The 21,825-nt window shown below is 72.5% G+C and carries 18 protein-coding genes; 8 read left to right on the plus strand and 10 right to left on the minus strand.

Annotation, left to right across the window (positions count from 1 at the left end; all coding sequences use genetic code 11):
- Positions 1 to 52: 52 nt before the first annotated feature.
- From P2H44_RS17015 to P2H44_RS17025, 3 genes are all read right to left on the minus strand, one after another.
- Entirely contained in the window at positions 53 to 580 is a 528-nt protein-coding gene (locus P2H44_RS17015) for a CoxG family protein (protein WP_275765257.1), read from the minus strand.
- Between the two features lie 183 nt (positions 581 to 763).
- Positions 764 to 1,324 (minus strand): VPLPA-CTERM sorting domain-containing protein, encoded by a 561-nt coding sequence (locus P2H44_RS17020; protein ID WP_275765259.1) that lies wholly within the window; start codon positions 1,322 to 1,324, stop codon positions 764 to 766.
- 129 nt (positions 1,325 to 1,453) lie between these two features.
- Positions 1,454 to 3,286 carry a hypothetical protein gene (locus P2H44_RS17025; RefSeq protein ID WP_275765260.1) on the minus strand — a complete coding sequence of 611 codons (1,833 nt, stop codon included), beginning with the start codon at positions 3,284 to 3,286 and terminating at the stop codon, positions 1,454 to 1,456.
- Positions 3,287 to 3,929: 643 nt separating this feature from the next.
- Between P2H44_RS17025 and P2H44_RS17030 the strand changes: the two genes are divergently transcribed.
- The 3 genes from P2H44_RS17030 (at position 3,930) to P2H44_RS17040 (ending at position 8,991) form a co-directional block, all read left to right on the plus strand.
- The gene (locus P2H44_RS17030) at positions 3,930 to 5,051 is read left to right on the plus strand and encodes an efflux RND transporter periplasmic adaptor subunit (protein ID WP_275765261.1); all 1,122 of its coding nucleotides are present in this window, start codon (positions 3,930 to 3,932) and stop codon (positions 5,049 to 5,051) included.
- Positions 5,052 to 5,061: 10 nt separating this feature from the next.
- Positions 5,062 to 8,163, plus strand: coding sequence for an efflux RND transporter permease subunit (locus P2H44_RS17035; RefSeq protein WP_275765262.1), 3,102 nt, complete (start codon positions 5,062 to 5,064; stop codon positions 8,161 to 8,163).
- A 66-nt stretch (positions 8,164 to 8,229) separates the two neighbouring features.
- The gene (locus P2H44_RS17040) at positions 8,230 to 8,991 is read left to right on the plus strand and encodes a crotonase/enoyl-CoA hydratase family protein (RefSeq protein ID WP_275765263.1); all 762 of its coding nucleotides are present in this window, start codon (positions 8,230 to 8,232) and stop codon (positions 8,989 to 8,991) included.
- 69 nt (positions 8,992 to 9,060) lie between these two features.
- Here the strand turns inward: P2H44_RS17040 and P2H44_RS17045 are convergent, their stop codons facing one another.
- Both P2H44_RS17045 and P2H44_RS17050 read right to left on the minus strand, forming a co-directional pair.
- On the minus strand, positions 9,061 to 9,747 hold the full coding sequence (locus P2H44_RS17045) for an RluA family pseudouridine synthase (protein WP_275765264.1): 687 nt from the start codon (positions 9,745 to 9,747) through the stop codon (positions 9,061 to 9,063).
- Positions 9,744 to 10,331 carry a dihydrofolate reductase family protein gene (locus tag P2H44_RS17050; RefSeq protein WP_275765266.1) on the minus strand — a complete coding sequence of 196 codons (588 nt, stop codon included), beginning with the start codon at positions 10,329 to 10,331 and terminating at the stop codon, positions 9,744 to 9,746. Before P2H44_RS17050 ends, P2H44_RS17045 begins: the two co-directional genes overlap by 4 nt.
- A 401-nt stretch (positions 10,332 to 10,732) precedes the next feature.
- Between P2H44_RS17050 and P2H44_RS17055 the strand changes: the two genes are divergently transcribed.
- Together P2H44_RS17055 and P2H44_RS17060 are read left to right on the plus strand one after the other, a co-directional pair.
- The gene (locus tag P2H44_RS17055; RefSeq protein WP_275765267.1) at positions 10,733 to 11,767 is read left to right on the plus strand and encodes an NADP-dependent oxidoreductase; all 1,035 of its coding nucleotides are present in this window, start codon (positions 10,733 to 10,735) and stop codon (positions 11,765 to 11,767) included.
- 25 nt (positions 11,768 to 11,792) lie between these two features.
- Positions 11,793 to 12,446 (plus strand): histidine phosphatase family protein, encoded by a 654-nt coding sequence (locus P2H44_RS17060; protein WP_275765268.1) that lies wholly within the window; start codon positions 11,793 to 11,795, stop codon positions 12,444 to 12,446.
- A gap of 480 nt (positions 12,447 to 12,926) precedes the next feature.
- Here P2H44_RS17060 and P2H44_RS17065 read toward each other — a convergent pair whose 3' ends face one another.
- From P2H44_RS17065 to fabI, 4 genes are all read right to left on the minus strand, one after another.
- Positions 12,927 to 14,387, minus strand: coding sequence for an amidase (locus tag P2H44_RS17065; protein WP_275765269.1), 1,461 nt, complete (start codon positions 14,385 to 14,387; stop codon positions 12,927 to 12,929).
- Between the two features lie 70 nt (positions 14,388 to 14,457).
- Positions 14,458 to 14,709, minus strand: coding sequence for a GlsB/YeaQ/YmgE family stress response membrane protein (locus tag P2H44_RS17070; RefSeq protein ID WP_275765271.1), 252 nt, complete (start codon positions 14,707 to 14,709; stop codon positions 14,458 to 14,460).
- Positions 14,710 to 15,651: 942 nt separating this feature from the next.
- Positions 15,652 to 16,164, minus strand: a complete 513-nt coding sequence (gene gpt / locus P2H44_RS17075; protein WP_275765272.1) for a xanthine phosphoribosyltransferase — start codon at positions 16,162 to 16,164, stop codon at positions 15,652 to 15,654.
- Between the two features lie 369 nt (positions 16,165 to 16,533).
- Positions 16,534 to 17,358, minus strand: a complete 825-nt coding sequence (fabI, locus tag P2H44_RS17080; protein ID WP_275765273.1) for an enoyl-ACP reductase FabI — start codon at positions 17,356 to 17,358, stop codon at positions 16,534 to 16,536.
- Positions 17,359 to 17,712: 354 nt separating this feature from the next.
- Here fabI and P2H44_RS17085 point away from each other — a divergent pair, with 354 nt between their 5' ends.
- From P2H44_RS17085 to P2H44_RS17095, 3 genes are all read left to right on the plus strand, one after another.
- On the plus strand, positions 17,713 to 18,684 hold the full coding sequence (locus P2H44_RS17085; RefSeq protein WP_275765275.1) for a threonine dehydratase: 972 nt from the start codon (positions 17,713 to 17,715) through the stop codon (positions 18,682 to 18,684).
- A gap of 456 nt (positions 18,685 to 19,140) precedes the next feature.
- Positions 19,141 to 19,815 (plus strand): pyridoxamine 5'-phosphate oxidase, encoded by a 675-nt coding sequence (gene pdxH / locus P2H44_RS17090; RefSeq protein ID WP_275765276.1) that lies wholly within the window; start codon positions 19,141 to 19,143, stop codon positions 19,813 to 19,815.
- Positions 19,816 to 20,023: 208 nt separating this feature from the next.
- On the plus strand, positions 20,024 to 20,758 hold the full coding sequence (locus P2H44_RS17095) for an SDR family NAD(P)-dependent oxidoreductase (protein WP_275765277.1): 735 nt from the start codon (positions 20,024 to 20,026) through the stop codon (positions 20,756 to 20,758).
- 85 nt (positions 20,759 to 20,843) lie between these two features.
- Here the strand turns inward: P2H44_RS17095 and P2H44_RS17100 are convergent, their stop codons facing one another.
- Entirely contained in the window at positions 20,844 to 21,764 is a 921-nt protein-coding gene (locus P2H44_RS17100; protein WP_275765278.1) for a LysR family transcriptional regulator, read from the minus strand.
- Positions 21,765 to 21,825: the final 61 nt, after the last annotated feature.

The raw sequence follows: 21,825 nt of genomic DNA on the forward strand, positions 1-21,825 counted from the left end.
CTGGCGTTTTCGCTCGCTCGTATCCGCGCCGGCCGCAGCCGCCGACCGGCGCTCAGCCGATCAGCTTCTTCAGCCAGCCGCGTTTCTCCTCGGCCGGGGCCTCGAGCATGTCCTCGGGACCGGCCTCTTCCTCTCCGCCGCCTTCGACCACCTTCTGGAAGTTGCCGAAGAACTTGTCGGCCATCTGCTTGGCGAAGCCGTCGATGATGCGCGAGCCCAGCTGCGCGAGCTTGCCCCCCACCTTGGCTTCGACGTCGTAGTCGAGCTGCGTCTCGGTCTCGCTGACCTCGGTCAGCTTCACGGCGGCGGCGCCCTTGGCGAAGCCGGCGGCGCCGCCCTTGCCCTCGCCCACGATCCGGTAGCTCTCGCCTTCGACCACGTCCTCGAGCGTCACCTCGCCCTTGAAGGTCGCCTTCACGGGGCCGACCTTCTGAACGACCGTGGCGGCGAACCCCTCCTCGGGGCTGCCGGTCAGCTCCTGGCAGCCCGGGATGCAGGCGCCGAGCACGTCCGGGTCGTTCAGCGCGGCCCAGACGGCGGCGCGGGGCGCGGCGATGACGCGAGACCCCTTGAGTTCCACATCGCTCTCCTTGTTCGGTCCGCACGGGCGGCGCGCATGGCGCGGGCGCCCGGGCGACACAGATAAGACCCTCGGGCGGGGGGGGCGCAACCCCCAAGCGGGCGGGGAGCGCGCAAAAGAAAACCGCCCGCCCCGGGCGTCGGGGCGGGCGGCGGATCCTGCGTCGCGGCGCGCGGGTCGGCGTCAGCCGCGGCGGCGGCGGCGGGCGACCAGCGCCAGTCCGCCGAGGCCGGCCGCCAGCAGCGGCAGGGCGGCGGGGACCGGGACGGGGGCGACGCGGGCGGTCAGCGCGAAGTCCATCGTGCCCTTCCACTGGTCGGCCGCCAGGTTCAGGAAGTAGTCGGTCTGCCCCAGCGCGGCGAAGGTCTTCATCAGGCCGAAGGTGCCGCCGGTATCGGTGTTGAAGGTCCCGTCGAACAGGGTCAGCACCGAGGTGCTGAAGTCGCCCTCGACCGTCGAGACGTAGAACTGGACGTTCGTGCCCTCGGTCGCGTCGTAGAAGAACGAGTCGATGGTGACCCAGTAATCAAGGTCATAGGGCGACGGGGTGGCGCCGGTGTTGTCGAACTGCCAGCTGCGGAAGAACGGCGCGGTCAGACCCTCGGCGACGCTGCCGTAGTCGCTCGCGTCGAAATCCTGCGTCTCGTCGAGAATCGGCACCTGGTAGATCGCGGTCGGAGCGGCCGCGGCCAGAACCGGCGAAAGCGCCAGGAAAACAGCGATGAACGCTGAACGGATCGTCAAGGCCCCACTCCTTTTCGATGTGCGGGGTGATGATAGCAGCGTCGGATGACGTTAGGCAACCGTCATGCATCGACGCCGGGGTCGCGAAACCCCGACGGACGCGCGGCATCGCGCCCGCCGGGGCGGTCCTCACATCATGTAGTCTTCGCAGCTTTCGAGATCGAAGCCGATGATGAAGGCCTGACCGTTCTCCTCGCCGGCCGAGTCGACCGGAAGGAAGATCATGCCCTTCACGTCGGCGTCCGGGTTGTGCTGGTCGACCACGAAGCCGTCGTGCAGCAGCGCCTCGGTGTAGATCGCCTGGGCGCCCGCGCTGAGCTGCACGCCGGCCTGGCGCGGAAGCACGTCGACGCCGCCGGCGTCGTCGATCAGGGCCCAGATCGCCGACTGCACGTCGGTGAGCGAGTAGGTGCTCTCGAAGTCCTGGTTCAGGACCCAGTTCACCTCGTCGAGCATGTCGGGCTTGTCGACCAGCCCGGCCGGGAGCGAGCCCGGATCGGTCGAGTCGTACACCTGCGCGCCGGTCAGCAGCAGGTTCGCCGGGGTCGTGCGGTCGACGCAGTAGGCGTGGGTGTAGACGCCGTCGAGCCCGTCGAGCGCGCCCGAGAAGTCGAGCGTGACGATGTTGGTCAGCCGCCCGGTGATCGACGAGATCACCTGGTCGATGTCCATCGTGACCAGCGCCGGGTCGGCGTTGCCGATGGTGTCGACCAGGTTGAGGTTGCCGCCGATGGTGACGGTGACGTCCGCGAAGCCCGGCGCGCCGTCCGAATCGATCACCGCGTAGGTGAAGGTGTCGGTCGTGGTCGTGCCGACCAGCAGGTCGTCGAAGGCGCCGGCCGAGTCGTAGACCAGCTGGTCGCCCGAAAGGGTCACCCGCGCGCCGCTGGCGAGCGTGATCCACTCGCCCTCGACGAGGTTCACGGGCACGTCGTTGGCGTCGTAGACCGCGGTCAGGGTCAGGCCCCAGTTGTCCTCGGGGCCGAAGTCGGTCTCGCCCGGGTCGGTGTCGTTGGCCAGCACGTCGATCGTGGTGGTCTCGCCGGCGCAGACCATGCCCGCGTCGTCGAAGGGCACCGGGGACGATTCGTTGTTGAACGTGTCGCAATCCAGGTCGCCGGTCTCGCCGACGATCTTGATCGAGTCTTCGCGGGAGCCGCCCTCCTCGCCGACCGAGGTCAGGCGCGCGGCGACGTCCTGGTTGGCCAGGTCCGCGAGGCTGAGCGTGCCCGAGCCGTTGGCGAGGATGAAGCTGGTCGAGCGGATGTCGTCCTTGCCGATGCCGGAGGTCCCGAACTCGACGCCGACGTCGTAGCCGCCGCCCGGGCCCTTCACGTTCACGCCGTTGCCCAGGTCGTTCACGCTGCCGTGGCCGAACTTGGAATCCGTCACGTCGTCGCCGGAGTAGACGAACAGGTCGCCCTCGACGGAGTCGTCGACGTTGAAGAAGATGCCGCGCAGGTCGCCGATGCGGGCGCTGTCGTCGGCCACGGCGATGTCGAACTTCAGCGCGTTGTCGCCCATCTCGGTGACGGTGACGATCAGGGTCACGCCGCCCGAAGAGATGGTGAAGTGGCAGGAGGCGCCCTCCTCGCCGATCTCGACGCCGCCGCTGGGGGGCGTGTCGTCAGGGGCGCAGCCGCCCTTGGAGCCGCCCCAGCCCCAGTCCTTGGATCCGCCCCAGGAGTGGTCCTTCGAGCCGCCGTAGCCGCCCTTCGAGCCGCCCCAGCCGTACTCCTTCGACCCGCCGTAGCCGCCCTTGGAACCGCAGTAGTCGGAACCGCCCCAGCCGTAGTCCTTGGAGCCGCCCCAGGAATAGTCCTTGGACCCGCCCCAGCCGCCTTTCGACCCGCCGTAGCTCGACCCATGTCCGCCATAGCCGGAGCCATAGCCCGAGTAGGACCCGCAATAGCTTGAAGAAGACCCCCAGGAGGAGCCGTATGAATGATAGCCGTAGGTCACAGCAGATCCCCGTGATCGCTATGCCGCGCCGAGCGATTCAGACCATCAGCCAGCAGCGCAAGCATGTCCCCAGCCCCGACGGGACCCCCCCGACGGTGCGAACTCGACTCACTGACGCTGACGCTTGACACCCCACAGTCGACGCCTGGATCCAAACCTGCCCCAGTATGGATCGGGCGTCGCCGCGTTACTCGACAACACGACTAGGGCACCATTCATAGCCGCGATTAACAGAAAATGAAATGGCCTTCTGTTCCTGGACCGGGGCCGACGACGTTAACGGGGCCCCATTCGATGACGTTGGGGAAGCAATTGGCGCATTTCGGATCAAGGCCTTGCAGGCGCCGACGACCCATCGCCCGGAGCATTGCAAATAGATGACGACGTTGCGGCAGGAAACGTCTGGAAGGGGGGAATCCGCCCGGTCCGCGGGCCGTGTCGGGGGCTTCGGCGACTCGCCTGCGAGGCGTCGCCGCGGGCAGGGCGCGCGGTCCCGGCGTCGCCGGGGGCGCGGCCCTCGCGGGAATGCGATAAGGCGTCAGGAAGAATGCGCTTGCCGCGGCGCCGCGGACCGCGCTTGATTCGACCCCGCGCCGGGCGGAATCGCCGCCCGCGGCGCCCGTCTCCTCTCCGGACTTCGTGAATGGCCTCGATCGCAAGACAGCTCCTCGTTCTCGCCGTGCTCGCCGGCGGCGCAGGCTGGTTCATCCACCAGCAGTCGCAGCAGGAGCAGGCCGAGGCGCAGTCCCGCGCCCGGCCCGCCCCCGGCGTGGTGGTGGCCGAGGCGCAGGCCGGCGAGGTCGAGCGCGTGGTCTCGGCCGTCGGCACCGGGCGCGCGCTGCGCTCGGTCGAGCTGCGCTTCTCGGTCGGCGGGCGGGTCACCGCCATCCAGTTCCGCGACGGCGACCCGGTGGAGGCCGACGAGCCCCTCGCCACCCTCGACGACGGCTCCGAGCGCGCGGCGCTGGCCGTCGTGCAGGCCGAGCTCGCCGAGGCCCGCGCCGCCTTCGACCGCGCCGTGCAGCTGCAGGACCAGGGGCGCATCACCGCCTCGACCTACGACAGCGCCAAGGCCGAGATGCTGCGGGCCGAGGCGCGGCTCGACTCCGCGCGCGCCGACCTGGGCCACATGATCCTGCGCGCCCCCTTCGGCGGGGTGATCGGCTTCTCCGAGATCGAGGAGGGGGCCGTCGTCTCCTCCTCCACCCCCGTCGCCACGCTCGACGACATCTCCCAGCTCGACGTCGAGTTCATGGTGCCCGAGCGCTTCTTCGGCGACGTCCGCGCCGGCGCCCCGGTCCGCGCCCGCACCCGCATCTTCCCCGACGAGACCTTCGAGGGCGTGGTCGAGGCCATCGACCGCCGGGTGGACGAGGTCTCGCGCGCCTTCCTGGTGCGCGCGCGCTTCGACAACCCCGGCCTGCGCCTGCCGGCCGGCGTCTTCATGCAGGTCGACCTGGTCCTCGGATCCCGCCCCGGCGTGATCGCGCCGGAGGAGGCGCTGGTGACCGAGGCGGGCGAGGTCTACCTCTACGTGGTCGGCCCCGACGACAAGGTGCAGCGCCGGGCGGTCACGCTGGGCGGCCGCCGGGCGGGGGAGGCCGAGATCCTCGAGGGCCTCGTCGCCGGCGAGCGGGTGGTGGTGCGCGGCGTGCAGAAGGTGCGCGACGGCGCGCCCGTGCGGGTGCTGGGCGAGGCCCCGCGCACCGATGCCGGCCCCGCCGCGCCCGAGGCGCGCGCCGCCGATCCCACCTCCGCCGGCTGAGGGCGCGCCCATGTCCCTTCCCGGCTTCTTCATCCGCCGCCCGGTCTTCGCCGCGGTCCTGTCGCTGCTGGTGGTGGTGATCGGCCTCGTCTCGCTGACCCGCCTGCCGGTGCGCGAGCTGCCGGACGTGGACGCGGCCACCGTCACCATCTCGACCAACTGGCGCGGCGCCGCGCCCTCGGTCATCGACACCCAGATCACCGAGGTGATCGAGAGCGCGGTGGCGGGCGTCGCCGGCGTCGAGCGCATCGCCTCCTCGTCCGAGCGGGGCGACAGCCGCATCGTGGTGACCTTCGTCACCTCCCGCAACGTGGACGAGGCGGCCAACGACATCCGCGGGGCCGTGGGCCGGGTGATGAACCGCCTGCCGGAGGAGGCCGAGGAGCCGCGGATCTACAAGAACGACTCCGACGCCGACCCGGTGATGCGCCTGTCCATCGTCTCGGACCGGCACACGCCCCCGCAGATCACCGACTATGCCGAGCGCTACATCATCGACCGGCTGGCGACGCTGGACGGCGTCAGCTCGGTCAACATCTGGGGCAACCGGCGCTACGCGATGCGCGTGGCGCTCGACCCCACGGCGATGGCCGCCCGCCGCCTGACCGCGACCGAGATCGCCACCGCCCTGCGCACCAACAACGTCGAGCTTCCGGCAGGCGAAGTCGTCTCGATCTGGCGCCGGTTCCAGGTCCGCGCCGCCACCCGGCTGGAGACCCCGGACGAGTTCCGCCAGCTGGTCGTCGCCATGGTCGACGGCACGCCCGTGCGCCTGGGCGAGGTGGCCGAGGTCTCCGTCGGCTCCGAGAACGACGAGACGCTGGTCCGCTCCGAGGGGCGCAACGCCATCGGCCTGGGCGTCGCGCGCCAGAGCCAGGCGAACACCATCGCCATCTCCCAGGCCGTGCGCACGGAGCTGGAGCACATCCAGTCCACGCTGCCCGAGGGGATGGAGATCTTCGTCAGCTCCGACGACGCCGTCTTCATCCAGTCCTCGATCGAGGAGGTGCTGAAGACGCTGGCCATCGCCGTCGGGCTGGTCGTGCTGGTGATCTTCTTCTTCCTCGGCAGTCCCCGCGCCACGCTGGCGCCGGCCGTGGTAATCCCCGTGGCCCTGATCGGCGCGGTGGCGGGCATCTATGCCTTCGGCTTCTCGGTCAACATCCTGACCCTCTTCGCCCTGATCCTCGCCATCGGCATCGTGGTCGACGACGCCATCGTGGTGCTGGAGAACATCCAGCGCCGGGTGGAGCGCGGCGAGCCCCCGGCCGCCGCCGCGCTGCGCGGCTCCAACCAGGTGGTCTTCGCGGTCATCGCCACCTCGGTCACGCTGATCTCGGTCTTCGTGCCGATCTCCTTCCTCGACGGGCAGGTCGGGCGCCTGTTCACCGAGTTCGGCATCGTCATGGCGGTGGCGGTCGCCTTCTCGACCCTCGTCGCCCTGACGCTGACCCCGGTGCTCTGCCACCGCGTCCTGCGCCAGGGCTCCGGCGGGGCGCTGGAGCGGGGGGTGAACTGGCTGCTGGGCCGGACCGAGGCCGTCTACCGCGGCGCCCTGCGCGCGGTGCTGGGCTATCCGCTGGTGGTGGTGGCGCTGGCGCTCGCCATCGCCGGCTCGGCGGCCTGGTTCAGCGGCCAGGTGGCGCGCGAGCTCTCGCCCCGCGAGGACCGCGGCGTGTTCTTCGTCGCCGTCACCGCCCCCCAGGGCTCGACCGTCGCCTACACCGACCGCGAGGTGCGCGAGGTCGAGAAGCGCCTCCAGCCCCTGCTCGACAGCGGCGAGGCGACCCGCATCTTCTCCATCGTCGGCTTCCGGGGCGAGACCCACCGCGCCTTCGTCGTGGTGCGGCTGGCGGACTGGAAGAGCGGGCGGCGGTCCTCCCAAGATATCGTCTCCAGCCTGATCGGGCCGATGGTCTCGATCCCCGGCGCCCGCGCCTTCCCGATCCAGCCCTCCGGCCTCGGCCTGCGCGGTTCCCGCACGCCGTTGCAGGTGAAGGTGCTGGGGCCCGACTTCCTCTCCGTGCAGGAATGGAGCGCCACGCTGCTGGAGGCGATGCAGAACATCGAGGGCCTCGAGAACCTCGAGACCGACTACGAGGAGACCCAGCCGGAACTCCGCATCGAGGTCGACCGGGCGCTGGCCGACGACCTCGGCATCTCGATCGAGGACATCGGCGCCACGCTGCAGACCTTCTTCGCCGGCCGCGAGGTGACGGGCTGGATCGAGCGGGGCCGCGAATACCCGGTGATCCTGCAGGCGCGCGAGGACGTGCGCCGCACCGCCGAGGACCTGGGCTCGATGTACGTGCGTTCCGGCTCCACCGGCGCGCTGGTGCCGATCTCGGCCCTGGTGCGCTCGTCCGAGGGCGCGGCCTCGCCCGAGCTCGCCCGCTTCAACCGCCTGCCGGCCATCGAGATCTCCGGCTCGCTGGCCGAGGGCATGGACCTGGGCGCGGCCATCGACGCGGTGCAGGCCGCCGCCGCGCAGGTGCTGCCGCCCGAGGCCCAGATCGCCTTCGACGGCCAGAGCCGCGAGTACCAGGAGACCTCCGGCGGCGCGGTGTGGACCTTCGTCTTCGCGGTGCTGGTCGTCTACCTCGTGCTCGCCGCCCAGTTCGAGAGCTTCGTGGATCCGCTGGTGATCCTGATGACGGTGCCGCTGGGCCTGTCCGGGGCGCTCGCGACCCTGTGGCTGACCGACCAGTCGCTGAACATCTACACCCAGGTCGGATTGGTCTTGCTCGTAGGATTGATGGCCAAGAACGGCATCCTCATCGTCGAGTTCGCCAACCAGCTCCGCGACGAGGGCATGTCGGTGCGCGAGGCCGCGCTCGAGGGCGCGGTGGCCCGCCTGCGCCCGGTGATGATGACGGTGATCTCGACCCTGCTGGGCGCCCTGCCGCTGGTGGTCTCGACCGGCGCGGGGTCCGAGGCGCGCTCGGCCATCGGCTGGGTGATCATCGGCGGCTTCGGCGCGGCCTCGGTCCTGACCCTGTTCCTGACCCCGGTTCTCTACGACCTGCTGGTCCGCTTCACCCGCCCCCGCACCGCCGTGGCGCAGGAGCTGGAGGCGGCGCTGGCCCAAGACCCCCGCACCCCCGCCGAATAGGCGGGGGCGCCCCCTCGCGCCCGCCCCCGGTTTCGGCGCATCCTCCCCGCAAACGGGAGGACCGACATGACCATCACCACCCTGCGCGACGGCCCCGCGACCGTCATCGCCATCAACCGTCCGGAGCGGCGCAACGCCGTCGACGCCGCCACGGCGCTCGCCCTGCACGACGCCTTCGCGGCCTTCGAGGCGGACGAGACCGCCTCGGTCGCGATCCTCACGGGGGAGGGCAGCTGCTTCTGCGCGGGCGCCGACCTCAAGGCGCTGGCCGAGGGCGACCGGCGTGAGATGCGCGCCGACGGGCCCGGCCCGATGGGGCCCACGCGCATGACCCTCTCCAAGCCCGTGATCGCCGCGATCGAGGGGCCGGCGGTGGCGGGGGGGCTCGAGCTCGCCCTGTGGTGCGACCTGCGGGTGATGGCCTCGGACGCGGTGCTGGGCGTCTACTGCCGCCGCTTCGGGGTGCCGCTGATCGACGGGGGGACCTTCCGCCTGCCGCGGCTGATCGGCCACTCCCGCGCCATGGACCTGATCCTGACCGGCCGCCCCGTGCATGCGCCCGAGGCGAAGGAGATCGGCCTCGCCAACCGCGTCTGCGAGCCTGGCCGGGCCCTGCCCACGGCGCTGGCGCTCGCCCATGAGATCGCCGCCTTCCCCCAGGCCTGCCTGCGCGGCGACCGCGCCTCGGCGCTCGCGCAATGGGGGCTGGACGAGGCCGGCGCGCTGGCGCGCGAATTCGAGATCGGCCTCGCGACCATCGCCACCGGCGAGACCGTCGCCGGCGCCGGCCGCTTCGCCGGCGGCGAGGGGCGGCACGGAAAGTTCTGAGCCGCGCGGTCGCGAGCCTCGGGCGGGCGGCCGTCGGGCGCCCCAGTGGCGGGCCCGGCCGGGTCGCGCTCAGAACGGGCAGGGCGCCTCCAGCGTCAGGGGCGCGCCGCCCACCGGGTGGCGCAGCTCCAGCCGCCTCGCGTGCAGCATCAGGCGGGGGGCGGCGGCATAGGCGGCGTCGTCGGCATAGAGCGCGTCGCCCAGGATCGGGTGGCCCATCGCCAGCAGGTGCGCGCGAAGCTGGTGGCTGCGCCCGGTCAGCGGCCGCAGGGCGAGCCGCGCCGCGCCGCGCGGGGCGGCGTTCGGATCGCGCGCCAGCACCTCCCATTCGGTGATCGCCCGCCGCCCCTCGGGCGTCGGGCGCTGGCGCGGGCGCTCGGGCCAGTCGGTGGCGAGGGGCAGGTCGACGGTCCCCGCCTCCTGCGTCGGCAGGCCGGCGACGACCGCCTCGTAGAGCTTCGCCGCATGGCGCCGCTCGAACTGCAGGCCCAGGTGGCGCTGGGCCTCGGGCGTGCGGGCCAGCACCAGGACGCCGGAGGTGTCCATGTCCAGCCGGTGCACGATCCGCGCGCCGGGAAAGGCGGCCTCGGCCCGCGCCGCCACGCAGTCGGCGAGCGCCGCCTCCCGCCCCGGCACCGTCAGCAGGCCCGAGGGCTTGTCCACCGCCAGCAGGTGCGCGTCGACATGGATCACCGGCAGCCCCGGCGGCGGCGCATAGTCGAGCGGGCGCAGCGGCGGCAGGACGAAGCCGCTCACCGCGCGACCCGCCAGCGCGACTGCACGAGGCCGGAGGGGAAGGCCCGCGTGCCGAGATGCTCCAGCCGCACCTCCGCCCCCGGTCCGAGCAGCGGCCGCCCCGCGCCCAGCAGCACCGGGATGCGGGTCAGGACCAGGTCCTCGATCAGCCCCTCGGCCAGGAACGCCTGCACCAGCCGCCCGCCGTCCACATAGGCCCGCCGCCAGCCCTCGGCCGCGACCGCCTCCAGCGCCTCGCGCGGGGGCAGGGGCAGGAGCTCGACCCGACCCGCCAGCGCCGCGGGCAGGTCCGCCGGGCGCAGGCTGCGGGAAATCACGCGCACCGGCTTGGCGTAGGGCCAGGCGCCGAGGTCCGGGCCGCTGAAGCCCAGCACCGTGCGGAAGGTCTCGGCCCCCATCAGCAGGCCGTCGATCCCGGCCATGAACGCGTCGTAGCCATGGTCCTCCGCCTCCGCGCCCGGAACCTCCAGCCAGTCGACCGAGCCGTCGGGCCGGGCGATGAACCCGTCCAGGCTCGCGGCGACGAACACGTGGCCGGAGGCGCGGGGCGCGCGCGCGTCGGAGGCGGAAGGGACGGCGGACATCGGCGGATCCCGGGCGGGAGGGAGAGAGGGGGCGGCGATCGCCCCCTCTCTCCCTCCCGCGCCCCGCGGCCGTCAACCCTGCGCCCGGCCCCGGAACCCCGGAACCGGGTTCCCGCCTGCGGTTCGCGCGACGCGCCCCGCCGACCCTGCGGGGCGGACGCCCCGGCCGCCCTTCCTGCACGACGGCCGCCGCAGGCCCCGGTCGCCCCGTGCGCGCGGCCCGCCCTGCGCCGCGGGCGGAACCGGGCGGCCGGCGCGCGGCCCGACGCGGCGCCTCCCCGCCGGCGGCGTCCCCGCGGCGGCGGCGCCCGGCCGCCCTTGATCCCCGCCCGCCCCGTCGCCATTATCCGCCCTAGACAACATACGCGCGAGTATGCCGCGCGAGCCCCAGGGAGATCCTCATGTCCGCCATGAAGCGCATCGTGCTCGCCAGCCGCCCCAAGGGCTGGCCGACCACCGACAACTTCCGCCTCGAGGAAGCCGAGACCCCGACCCCCGGCGCCGGCGAGTTCCTCGCCCGCACCGTGTGGCTCTCGCTCGATCCCTACATGCGCGGGCGGATGGACGACGGCCCCTCCTACGCCAAGCCCGTCGAGATCGGCGGCACCATGGAAGGCGGCACCGTCTCCGAGGTCGTCGAGTCCAACCACCCCGACTACGCGCCCGGCGACATCGTCGTGGGCCGGCTCGGCTGGGCGACGCACGGGCTCTCGACCGGCGAGGGCGTGCGCAAGGTCGATCCCTCCATCGCGCCGATCTCCACCGCGCTGGGCGTGCTGGGGATGCCGGGCCACACCGCCTACGTCGGCCTCAACCGGATCCTCGCGGCCAAGCCGGGCGAAAGCCTCTGCGTCTCCGCCGCCTCGGGCGCCGTCGGCGCGCTGGTCACCCAGCTCGCCAAGATCAAGGGCATGACCGTGGTCGGCGTCGCCGGCGGGCCCGACAAATGCGCCTACGTGACCGAGGAGCTCGGCGCCGACGCCTGCATCGACCACCGCGCCGCCGCCGACGGCAAGGAGATGGCGAAGCTGCTGAAGGAGGCCGCGCCGAACGGCTTCGACTGCTATTTCGAGAACGTCGCCGGCAAGACGCTGGAGGGCGTGATCCCCAACATGCGCGAGTTCGGGCGCATCGCCATCTGCGGGATGATCTCGCTCTACTCCGGCAACACCATGGGCGACGAGAACCAGCTGCCGTGGATCTGGCGCTCGCTGCTGGTCAAGAAGATGCGCGCCCAGGGTTTCATCGTCACGGACCACATCGACATGCTGCCCGACTTCCTCGCCGAGGTCGGCCCGCTGGTGAAGTCCGGCAAGGTGAAGTTCCGCGAGACCGTCACCGACGGGCTCGAGAACGCGCCCGAGGCCTTCCTGGGCCTGCTGCGCGGCGAGAACTTCGGCAAGCAGCTGGTGCGCGTGGGCGCGGACCCCTCGTGATCGCGGCGCAGAGGGAGACCCGCGCATGAGCCACGTCTGGCTGATCCGCCACGGTCAGGCCTCCTTCGGGGCCGACGACTACGACAAGCTCTCCGACCACGGGATCCGCCAGGCGCGGATGCTGGGCGAGTGGCTGGCCGCCCGCGACCTCCGCCCGGTGCGGATGATGGTCGGCACGCTCAAGCGCCAGCGCGAGACCGCGGAGGCCCTCGCCGAGGGCCTCGGCGGCGCGCCGGAGCCGATCGTGCACTCGGGCTTCAACGAGAACGACGCCGACAGCCTGATCCGGGACTGGATCGAGCGCGGGAACCCCGCGCCCGACAAGGCCGACCGCAAGACCTACTACCGCACCATGGTCCAGGCGCTGATGGCCTGGCACCGCGGCGAGATCGACGGCTCGCAGTCCTTCAAGGACTACGAGGCCAACGTCGCCGACGCCCTGCGCCAGGCGGCGGAGGGCACGGACCGGCCGGTGTTCTGCGTCTCCTCGGGCGGCACCATCGGGCAGATGGTGCGCACGATCATGCACGCGCCCCCCGAGATGGCGGCGCGGCTGCAGATGCAGGTGAAGAACAGCTCCTACACGCGCCTCGCCGGACGGGCGGAGCGGCTGAGCCTGCTGAGCTTCAACGAGACGCCGCACCTGGACGACCAGCCGGACCTGATCACCTGGTCGTAAGGCCGGGGAGGCGGAGAGGAGGCGCCCTGCGGGCGGGCTTGGGCCTGTCGCAAAGGCGCGCTTTTCTTTCGAAGGGAGGGAGCCTCCGGCGGGCTCCTGACTCACCAAAGAACAGGGGCCCGCGCCTGTCCTCCGGATCCGTCTCTCGCTGTTGATGCCTGAGCGACTCGCCCGCCGGGGTCAAGGACAAGCCCCGCGCAGGCGCGGGGTCGCTTCGCGATCCCTGACCCCGGCGGACGAGTCGCTCTTTACGGCATCAGCGAGAGACGGCTCCGAAGAACAGGCGCTTCGCGACGGCCGCCGGCCGCGCGCCCGGGCGCGTGGGGCGGCCGGCGCGTCGGATGGCGAGGGGCACGGGGCGGCGGCGTCGGGGGGAGGCCCCATGCGCCGGCGCCGGGGCGCGCCGCGGGCGGGGCGGCGGCGACGGGCGCGAGGGGCGACGCGGCGCCTGCGCTCGGAGGCAGGCGCCGCGCGTGGGGGTCAGGCGAGGGCCGGCGGGGCCTGGCGGGTCCAGGTCGCCTCGGCCTCGAAGGCGGCGGCGGCGCGCAGGACCTCGAGGTCGCCGCGCGGGGCGCCCATCAGCTGCAGGCCTATCGGAAGGCCGGCGCCGGGGGAGCCCTCCGGGCCGAAGCCCGCCGGCACGCAGACCGCGGGGCGCCCGCCCAGCGAGGTGGGCAGCACGCACTCCATCCAGCGGTGGTAGGTGTCCATCTTCACGCCCGCCACCTCCTGCGGCCAGCGCTGGTCGGCCGGGAACGGCCAGACCTGGGCGGACGGCATCGCCAGCAGGTCCACGCTCTCGAAGATCTGCAGCAGCTTGCGGTGCCAGCGGGCGCGCTGGACCGTGGCGCGGTGCACGTCCATCGCCGAGAGCGCCAGGCCGTTCTCGATCTCCCAGATCGCCTCGGGCTTGAGCAGCTTGCGCCGCTCGGGGTTCTCGTATTCCGCGGCCGAGCGGGCGGCGACGCCCCAGTGGCGCAGGGTCTTCCAGCTGTCCCACATCTCCTCGCGGGAGTGGTCGGGGACCAGGGGGACCACTTCTGCGCCGAGGCGGGTGAAGACCTCGAGCGCCGCCTCGCAGGTCTCGAGGATGCCGGCCTCCATCGGCCAGCCGCCGTTCCAGTCGCCGATCCAGCCGATGCGCAGGCCCTTGGCCCAGTCGCGCGGCTCGTCCGCGGTCAGGCCCGGCACGAACACGTCGCGCTTGCCGTGGGAGAGCGGCGCCTCGGGCTGGTAGCCCGCCTGCACGTCCAGCAGCAGCGCCATGTCGGCGACCGAGCGGCCCATCGGCCCCTCGGTCGACAGCTGGTGGGCGTAGAGGTCGAAGCTGGAGTCGTTCGCCACCCGTCCCCAGGAGGGGCGGAAGCCGAAGACGTTGTTCCACCCCGCCGGGTTGCGCAGCGAGCCCATCTGGTCCGAGCCGTCGGCGATCGGCAGCATCCGCATCGCCAGCGCCACCGCCGCCCCGCCCGAGGAGCCGCCGGCCGAGCGGCTGCGGTCCCAGGGGTTCAGCGTCGTGCCGAAGATCGGGTTCATGGTGTGCGAGCCGAGCCCGAACTCCGGCGTGTTGGTCTTGCCGATGATCAGCGCCCCGGCGGCGCGGATGCGGGCGACCATCGGCGAGTCCGCCTCCGGCACCAGGTCGGCGTAGAGCGGCGAGCCCATCGTGGTCAGCAGGCCCTTGGTCGCCGTCAGGTCCTTGATCGCGATCGGCAGGCCGTGCAGCGGGCCCAGGGGCTCGCCGGCCGCGCGGGCGGCGTCGGCGGCGCGGGCCTCGGCGAGGCACGCCTCCGGGTCGCGCTGGGAGATGATCGCGGTCACGCCCTCGTTCACCGCGGCGATGCGGTCGAGATGGGCCTGCATCACCTCCACGGCGGAGATCTCGCCCGCCCGGATCATCGGGGCCAGCGCGGCGCCCCCCGCCTCGAGAATGTCGGTCATGTTTGTCCTGCCAAGGGTTCGTGGACCTGCGTCGCGGGCCTGAGTGCGGGCCCGCATCGGGGCCTGCGCGTCAGGCGCGCCGGACGAGGTTGATGATCACCAGAAGCGCCACCGCGCCCGCCGTGGCGGTGGCGAGCGCGCCGAAGAAGTCGTTGCCCAGGTCCACGCCCAGGACGCCGAACAGGTACGCGCCCAGGTAGGCGCCGACGACGCCCACGAGCAGGTTCGTCAGCAGGCCGTGATTGCGCTTCAGCACCTTCTCGGCGATCCAGCCGGCGGCGATGCCGACGATCAGGAAGGCGAACCAGCCGATGTCTCCCATGAGGGTCTCCTGCGCTTGCGCCGCCGCTCCGCCGGGTCGGGAGGGGGCGCCGGGCCGCCCCGCGCGACTGCGCGGCGGGCGTCCGGCGCCAAGACCATCCGTTCCGCCGCGGCCGGGGTCAAGGCGGCGCGGTCCCGAAAACGGACGGCGGGGGGCGGGGATGCAGGTCCGCCGCGCCGGCCTCATGATGCGTTAACCTTTTTCCGCGATGGTCCGTCCTGCAGGCGCGACATGGGCTGCGCCTGCACTCCTCCCTGTCGAACTGGCCGCGCCCTCGGGCGCGGCTTTTTTTCGGCCCCCGCGCCCGGGGGCGGGCCGGGGGGCGAAGGCGCCGAATCCGTTGACGGAAACTCGCTTTCCGTTAGCAACTTTCGCTACGTCAGGGCTTGCAACTAAAAGTTGCATTTGCTCTGGTTTCGCCATCCGAGGTGGATACCCATTTCGTTTCAAAGAAAACGCTGGCCTGCGAGAGGGAATCGCGCTAGACATAAATGAACGTCAGGTGAATTTCTGTCAGCGGCGACGCCGACGGGATCGTCTGGCGGCAGCGGACGGAACAGGATGATCGAGGCTGCGGACCCTGTCCGGCGCCTCGATCCTCGCACCGGAACGCCGGGCTTTCAGATCTCCGCCGTGGCGGCAAGACGGCGAAGCACTGAAGTTCGGCTCAGGTCCCGCGGGCTAGGGGAAGCCCGCGGGACCGCCTCCTTCCGACCGGACCCTGTTCGGGGCGCGGACGCCGGCGAGTATTTGGCGCCCCCCGGACCGGCGACGGTTCTCAGGACCGGATCATCGAGCCGGCGCGCGCCGCGTTCCAGGTGGAGCGCGGCGCGCGGGTTTTTGGGGCGTCTTCCCGAAGAGCTTCGTCCACGCCCGGGCCGCGCCCTCGACCCTCCCGCATCGTCCCGACAGGCGCGCCGGCGGCCGGCGCGCCAGGCCGGCTCAGACGCCGCGGTAGGGGGCCACGTACTGCAGCGCCATGTCCCAGGGGAAGAAGATCCAGGTGTCCTGGCTGACCTCGGTGATGAACGTGTCCACCATCGGCCGGCCCTTGGGCTTGGCGTAGACGGTGGCGAAATGGGCCTTGGGGTAGAGGCGCCGGCACAGCTCCAGCGTCTTGCCGCTGTCGACCAGGTCGTCGACCACCAGGATGCCCTCGCCGTCGCCCATCAGCTCGGCGTCGGGGGCCTTCAGGACCAGCGCGTCCATCTGGGCCTGGTGGTTGTAGGATTTGACCGAGATCGTGTCGACGATGCGGATGTCGAGCTCGCGGGCCACGATCATCGCCGGCGCCATGCCGCCGCGGGTGATCGCCACCACCGCCTTCCAGGCCCCGTCCTCGCCCGGGCCGCGCTTGTCCAGCCGCCAGGCCAGCGCCCGGCTGTCGCGGTGGATCTGGTCCCAGCTGACGTGGAACCCCTTCTCGTGGGGCAGGGGGCTGTGGGTCGGGCTCATGCGCGGATCTCCTGCGGGGCGGGCGATGCGCCGTCCCCTAGCGTCCTGCGCCGATGCGGGCAAGACGTGCGCGTCAGCGGAGGGGCGAGGACCGCCGGCCCGGGCGCCCGGACCCGGACGCGCAGGCGCCGCGCGACGCGCGCGCTTGCGTCGGGCGTCCGGCCCGCGGCGCCGGGCCGAGGTCGCGCCCCGGGCGGCGGCCGCCACGGAGCGCTCCGCCGGGACCGCGCCGCGGGCGCGACGGGCGCGACGGGCGGGCGCTTCGCGCGGCGCTTCCGTGCCGACGTCCGAAGATCCGAAACGAAGCGCGCCGGTCCGGGGGAGGCCGGGACCGGCGCGTGACTTCCGGAAACGCGAGGCGGATGCGCCTCAGTCGGCCGACTTGCGGCCCTGGGTGACGTCGATGTCCGGCGCGTCCTCGGCCTTCATGCCCACCACGTGGTAGCCGGCGTCGACGTGATGCGTCTCGCCCGTCACGCCCGAGCCGAGGTCCGACAGCAGGTAGAGGCCCGACTTGCCAACGTCCTCGATCGTCACGTTGCGGCGCAGGGGCGAGTTCAGCTCGTTCCACTTCAGGATGTAGCGGAAGTCGCCGATGCCCGAGGCCGCCAGCGTCTTGATCGGGCCCGCGGAGATCGCGTTCACCCGGATGTTCTTCGGCCCGAGGTCCATGGCCATGTAGCGCACTGAGGCCTCGAGCGCCGCCTTCGCCACGCCCATCACGTTGTAATGGGGCATCACCCGCTCGGCGCCGTAATAGGTCAGCGTCAGCATCGAGCCGCCGTCGGTCATCAGCTTCTCCGCCCGCTGCGCGACGGCGGTGAAGGAGTAGACCGAGACGTCCATGGTCAGCTTGAAGTTCTCGGGCGAGGTGTCGACGTAGCGCCCGCGCAGCTCCGACTTGTCCGAGAAGCCGATGGCGTGGACCAGGAAGTCCAGCTTGCCCCAGGTCTTCTCGATCTCGGCGAAGGTCGCGTCGATCGAGGCCGCGTCCGTCACGTCGCAGGGCATCGTCAGCGACGAGCCGACCGAGGCCGCCAGCGGCTCGACCCGCTTCTTCAACGCGTCGCCCTGGTAGGTGAAGGCCAGCTCGGCGCCCTGGTCGGCGCAGGCCTTCGAGATGCCCCAGGCGAGCGACTTGTCGTTCGCGACGCCCATGATCAGGCCGCGCTTGCCCTGCATCAGACCGCCCATGCCCCGCTCCTCGCACCGTCTCCTCGTCAGGCCGGAGCCTCTAAGCGAATTCCCATCCCGCGGCAAGGCGCGGTAGGTTTCAGAGTGTTACGGCAGGCCTTCGCGCAGGGCCCTGGGCGACCGCCCGGCGCCCCCGGCCGCGCCGCCGCGGAAAGCGCTGCGCAAGGCGGCTCCGGCGGGCGCGCCCGCCGCTCCCGGCGGTGCGCGAAGGTCGACCCCGCGCCGAGTTGACAGCTGTCAACTCGCGCCGCGCTTGCGGCCGAAGACCGCGCCCCGCCGGAGCCGCCCGCGCTCTGGCGACGGGCGGCGGCCGGCGCTAGGGTCCGCGCCAGGATCGCGATCGAGGACGTCCCCATGGCCCTATTCGACCTGGCGCAGCTCGAGGCCGCGGCCTCGCTGGTTCACGCCGTCATGCCGCCGACCCCGCAGTACGCCTGGCCGCTGCTCTGCGCGCGGGCGGGGACCGAGGTCTGGCTGAAGCACGAGAACCACACCCCCGCCGGCGCCTTCAAGGTGCGCGGCGGGCTGGTCTATCTCGACGATCTCGCCCGTGGCGGCGGCGCGCCGGGGATCGCCACCGCGACCCGCGGCAACCACGGCCAGTCGATCCCCTTCGCCGCCCGCCGCCACGGCATCCCGGTCAAGGTCTGGGTCCCGCACGGCAACTCGGTCGAGAAGAACGCGGCCATGCGCGCCTGGGGCGCCGAGGTGATCGAGCATGGCGAGGATTTCGAGGCCGCCCGCATCGAGGCGATGCGCGTCGCGGCCGCCGAGGGGCTGCACGCCATCGGCCCCTTCCACCCGCTGCTGGTCCGCGGCGTGGCGACCTATGCGCTGGAGCTGTTCACGGCCGTCCCCGACCTCGACGTGGTCTACGTGCCCGTGGGCATGGGCTCGGGCTGCTGCGGCCTGATCGAGACGCGCGACCGCCTCGGGCTGAAGACCGAGGTGGTGGGCGTGGTCGCCGAGGCCGCCCCCGCCTATGCGCTGAGCTTCGCGGCCGGGAAGGTCGTAGGCACCGGAACCGCGCCCACCTTCGCCGACGGCGTCGCCTGCCGCGCCCCCTCGCCCGAGGCGCTGGAGATCCTGCTGCGCGGCGCCGCGCGGGTGATCACGGTCGGCGAGGACGCGGTGGCCGAGGCCATGCGCGCCCTCTTCGCCGACACCCACAACGTGGCCGAGAGCGCCGGCGCGGTGGGCCTGGCGGGGCTGCTGGCGGAGTCGGAGCGGCTGGCGGGGAAGAAGGCCGCGGCGATCCTGACGGGGGGGAACGTGGACAGCGCGCAGTTCGCGCAGGTGCTGGCGGGGCGGACGCCGGTCGTCTGAGGCCGGCGGGGCAGACGCTTCAAGACTCACCAAAGAACAGGGCCCGCGCCTGTCCTTCGGATCCGTCTCTCGCTGAAGATGCCTGAGCGACTCGCCCGCCGGGGTCAAGGACAAGCCCCGCGCAAGCGCGGGGTCGCTTCGCGATCCTGGACCCCGACGGGCGAGTCGCTCTTTACGGCATCAGCGAGAGACGGCTCCGAAGAACAGGCGCTTTGCGAGGTCCGCGGGCGTTGCGCCGGGGCGCCTGGGGCGGGTCGGGGGGCGAGCGGGCGGAGGGAGCGCGCGGGCGCGGCGGGAGGCGTGGGCGCCGGGCGGGCGGCTGGTGCGCGCCGCGGGCGAGGGGGCGGCCCGGGGCGCGACGGAGGACGCGGCGCCTGCGCGGAGGCCGGGCGCGCGCGGCGGCCTTGACGGGGGGCGGGCGGAGGGCGACCTATGGGCCAGCCTGAGGAGAACGCCATGCCCGCCGACGCGCCCGTCGCTTCCAGCCCCTTCACCCTTGAGGAGACCGAGGTCCGCGAGGGCAAGTTCGCCGGGGACGATCCCTTCCGCCTGGCGCAGAGCTGGCTGGAGGAGGCCTTCGCCTCCGAGATCAACGACGGCAATGCGATGACGCTGGCCACCGTCGACGCCGATGGGATGCCGAACGCCCGCATGGTGCTGCTCAAGGAGATCGAGGGCGTGGACGCGCCCTCGGGCGGGGCCTTCGTCTTCTACACCAACTACGGCTCGGCCAAGGGCGGGGAACTCGCCGCCACCGGCAAGGCCGCGCTGCTGCTGCACTGGAAAAGCCTGCGCCGCCAGGTGCGCGTGCGCGGCGTGGTGGAGAAGGAGGAGGGGCCCCAGGCCGACGCCTACTACGCCTCGCGCGGGATCCAGTCGCGGCTGGGCGCCTGGGCCTCGGAGCAGTCGCGCCCGCTGAAGTCGCGCGCCCACCTGATGGCCGAGGTCGCCAAGGTCGCCGCCCGCCATCCGCTGAACCCGCCCCGCCCGCCGTTCTGGGGCGGCTTCCGGGTGCGCCCGGTGGAGATGGAGTTCTGGGCCGACGGCGCCCATCGCCTGCACGACCGCTTCCAGTGGCGCCGCGAGGGGCCGGACGCGAAGACCTGGACCGTGCGCCGCCTCAACCCGTAAGCGTCGCCCCCGGCGCCCGGGCCCCTGCGGCCGGGCGTGGGAGCGGCCGCCCCGTTCATCCGCCGCGGCCCCGGCCGCGGCGTTCCGGTCCCCGCGCCGGCGACGCGCCGCCGCGTCGGCCCCGGCAGGGGTTGCATCGGCGGCGCGGCGCCTGCGTGATCGGCCCGAGACATGCAGGGGCCGACTCGGCCCCGGGAGCCCGATCGACATGCCCGACCGCAAGACCCTGCTGCTGACCGGCGCCTCGCGCGGGATCGGCCACGCCACCGTGAAGCGCTTCGCCTCCGCCGGATGGCGGGTGATCACCTGCTCGCGCCATCCCTTCCCGGAGGACTGTCCGTGGGAGATGGGCGAGGAGGATCACATCCAGCTCGACCTCGCCGATCCGCAGTCCACCATGGACGCGGTCGAGCAGATCCGCTCCCGCCTGACCAACGGGCGGCTGGAGGCGCTGGTGAACAACGCCGGCATCTCGCCGAAAGGCCCGCAGGGGGAGCGGCTGAACACCCTGACCACGGACCTGCGGGACTGGGGAAAGGTGTTTCACGTCAACTTCTTCGCCCCCGTGGTGCTGGCCCGCGGCCTGCGCGCGGAGCTCGCCGCCGCCCAGGGCGCGATCGTCAACGTGACCTCGATCGCGGGCGCCCGCGTGCATCCCTTTGCCGGCGCGGCCTACGCCACCTCGAAGGCGGCGCTGGCGGGGCTGACGCGGGAGATGGCGCATGACTTCGGCCCGCTGGGCGTGCGCGTGAACGCCATCGCGCCGGGCGAGATCGAGACCGCGATCCTGAGCCCCGGCACCGAGAAGATGGCCGAGACCATCCCCCTGCGCCGCCTGGGCAAGCCCGAGGAGGTGGCGCGCACGATCTACTACCTGTGCACGGCCGAAAGCTCCTACGTCACCGGCGTCGAGATCGAGATCAACGGCGGCCAGCACGTCTGAGCCGCCGCCGCGCCGGCGCCGAAACGAGACAGGCCCCGCGGAAGCGCGGGGCCTGTCTCGTTCCGGGACGGGTGCGGCGCGGGGCCTACTCGGCGGCGCGGCTGCGCTCGGTCGCGCAGGATTCCTTCAGCGCCTCGACCATGTGGTCGATGAAGGCGCGCAGCTTGGGCTGCGGGAACCGGCCCTGGGGGTACACCGCGTAGACGCCCAGCGGGGGGCGGCGGGATTCGGGCACCAGCTCGACCAGCTGGCCGGTGGTGATCGCGTCGTCGACGATGAAGTCCGGCAGGAAGGCGATGCCCAGCCCGTCGAGCGCGGCCTGGCGCAGCGCGTCGCCGTTGTTGATCGTCAGCCGGCCCACCGCGCGCACCTGCCGCTCCTGCCCGCCGGGGCCCGACAGGCGCCAGACGTTGCCGGAGCTGAGGTTCGAGTAGTGCAGCAGGTTGTGGGAGGCGAGGTCCTGCACCGAGGTCGGCGTGCCGTGGGCCTCGAGGTAGGCCGGGCTCGCCACCACCAGGGCCTGCGCGTCGGCGAGCTTGCGCGCGCGCATCGAGGAATCCGGCAGGTCGCCGATGCGGATCGCGAGGTCGAACCCCTCGGCCACCAGCTCGACGAAGCGGTCGTCGAGCACCATGTGGACCGATATGTCCGGGTATTTCTTCAGGAAATCCGAGATCGCCGGCGCCAGCGCCCGGATCCCGAAGGAGAAGGGCGCCGAGATCCGCAGCTCCCCGCGCGGGGTGTCCTGCATGGTGGAGACCATGGCGTCGGCCTCCTCGGCCTCGGCCAGGACGCGGATCGCGCGGTCGTAGAAGGCCAGCCCGATCTCGGTCGGGCTGACGCGGCGGGTGGTGCGGTTGAGCAGGCGCGCGCCCAGCCGGTCCTCCAGCGAGGCGACATGCTTGGACACCGCCGATTTCGAAAGGCCCATCTTGCGCGCGGCGTCGGTGAATCCGCCGAGGTCCACGACCCGCACGAAGGCCTCCATCTCGCTCAGACGATCCATTCCACCTCCGCTGCAACGCAAACAGAATCGCGCCGATCGGGGCGTGCGTCAATCGTCTCGA

It is taken from the genome of Albimonas marina (assembly GCF_029223255.1).
In the GTDB taxonomy this organism is placed as follows: Bacteria; Pseudomonadota; Alphaproteobacteria; order Rhodobacterales; family Rhodobacteraceae; genus Albimonas.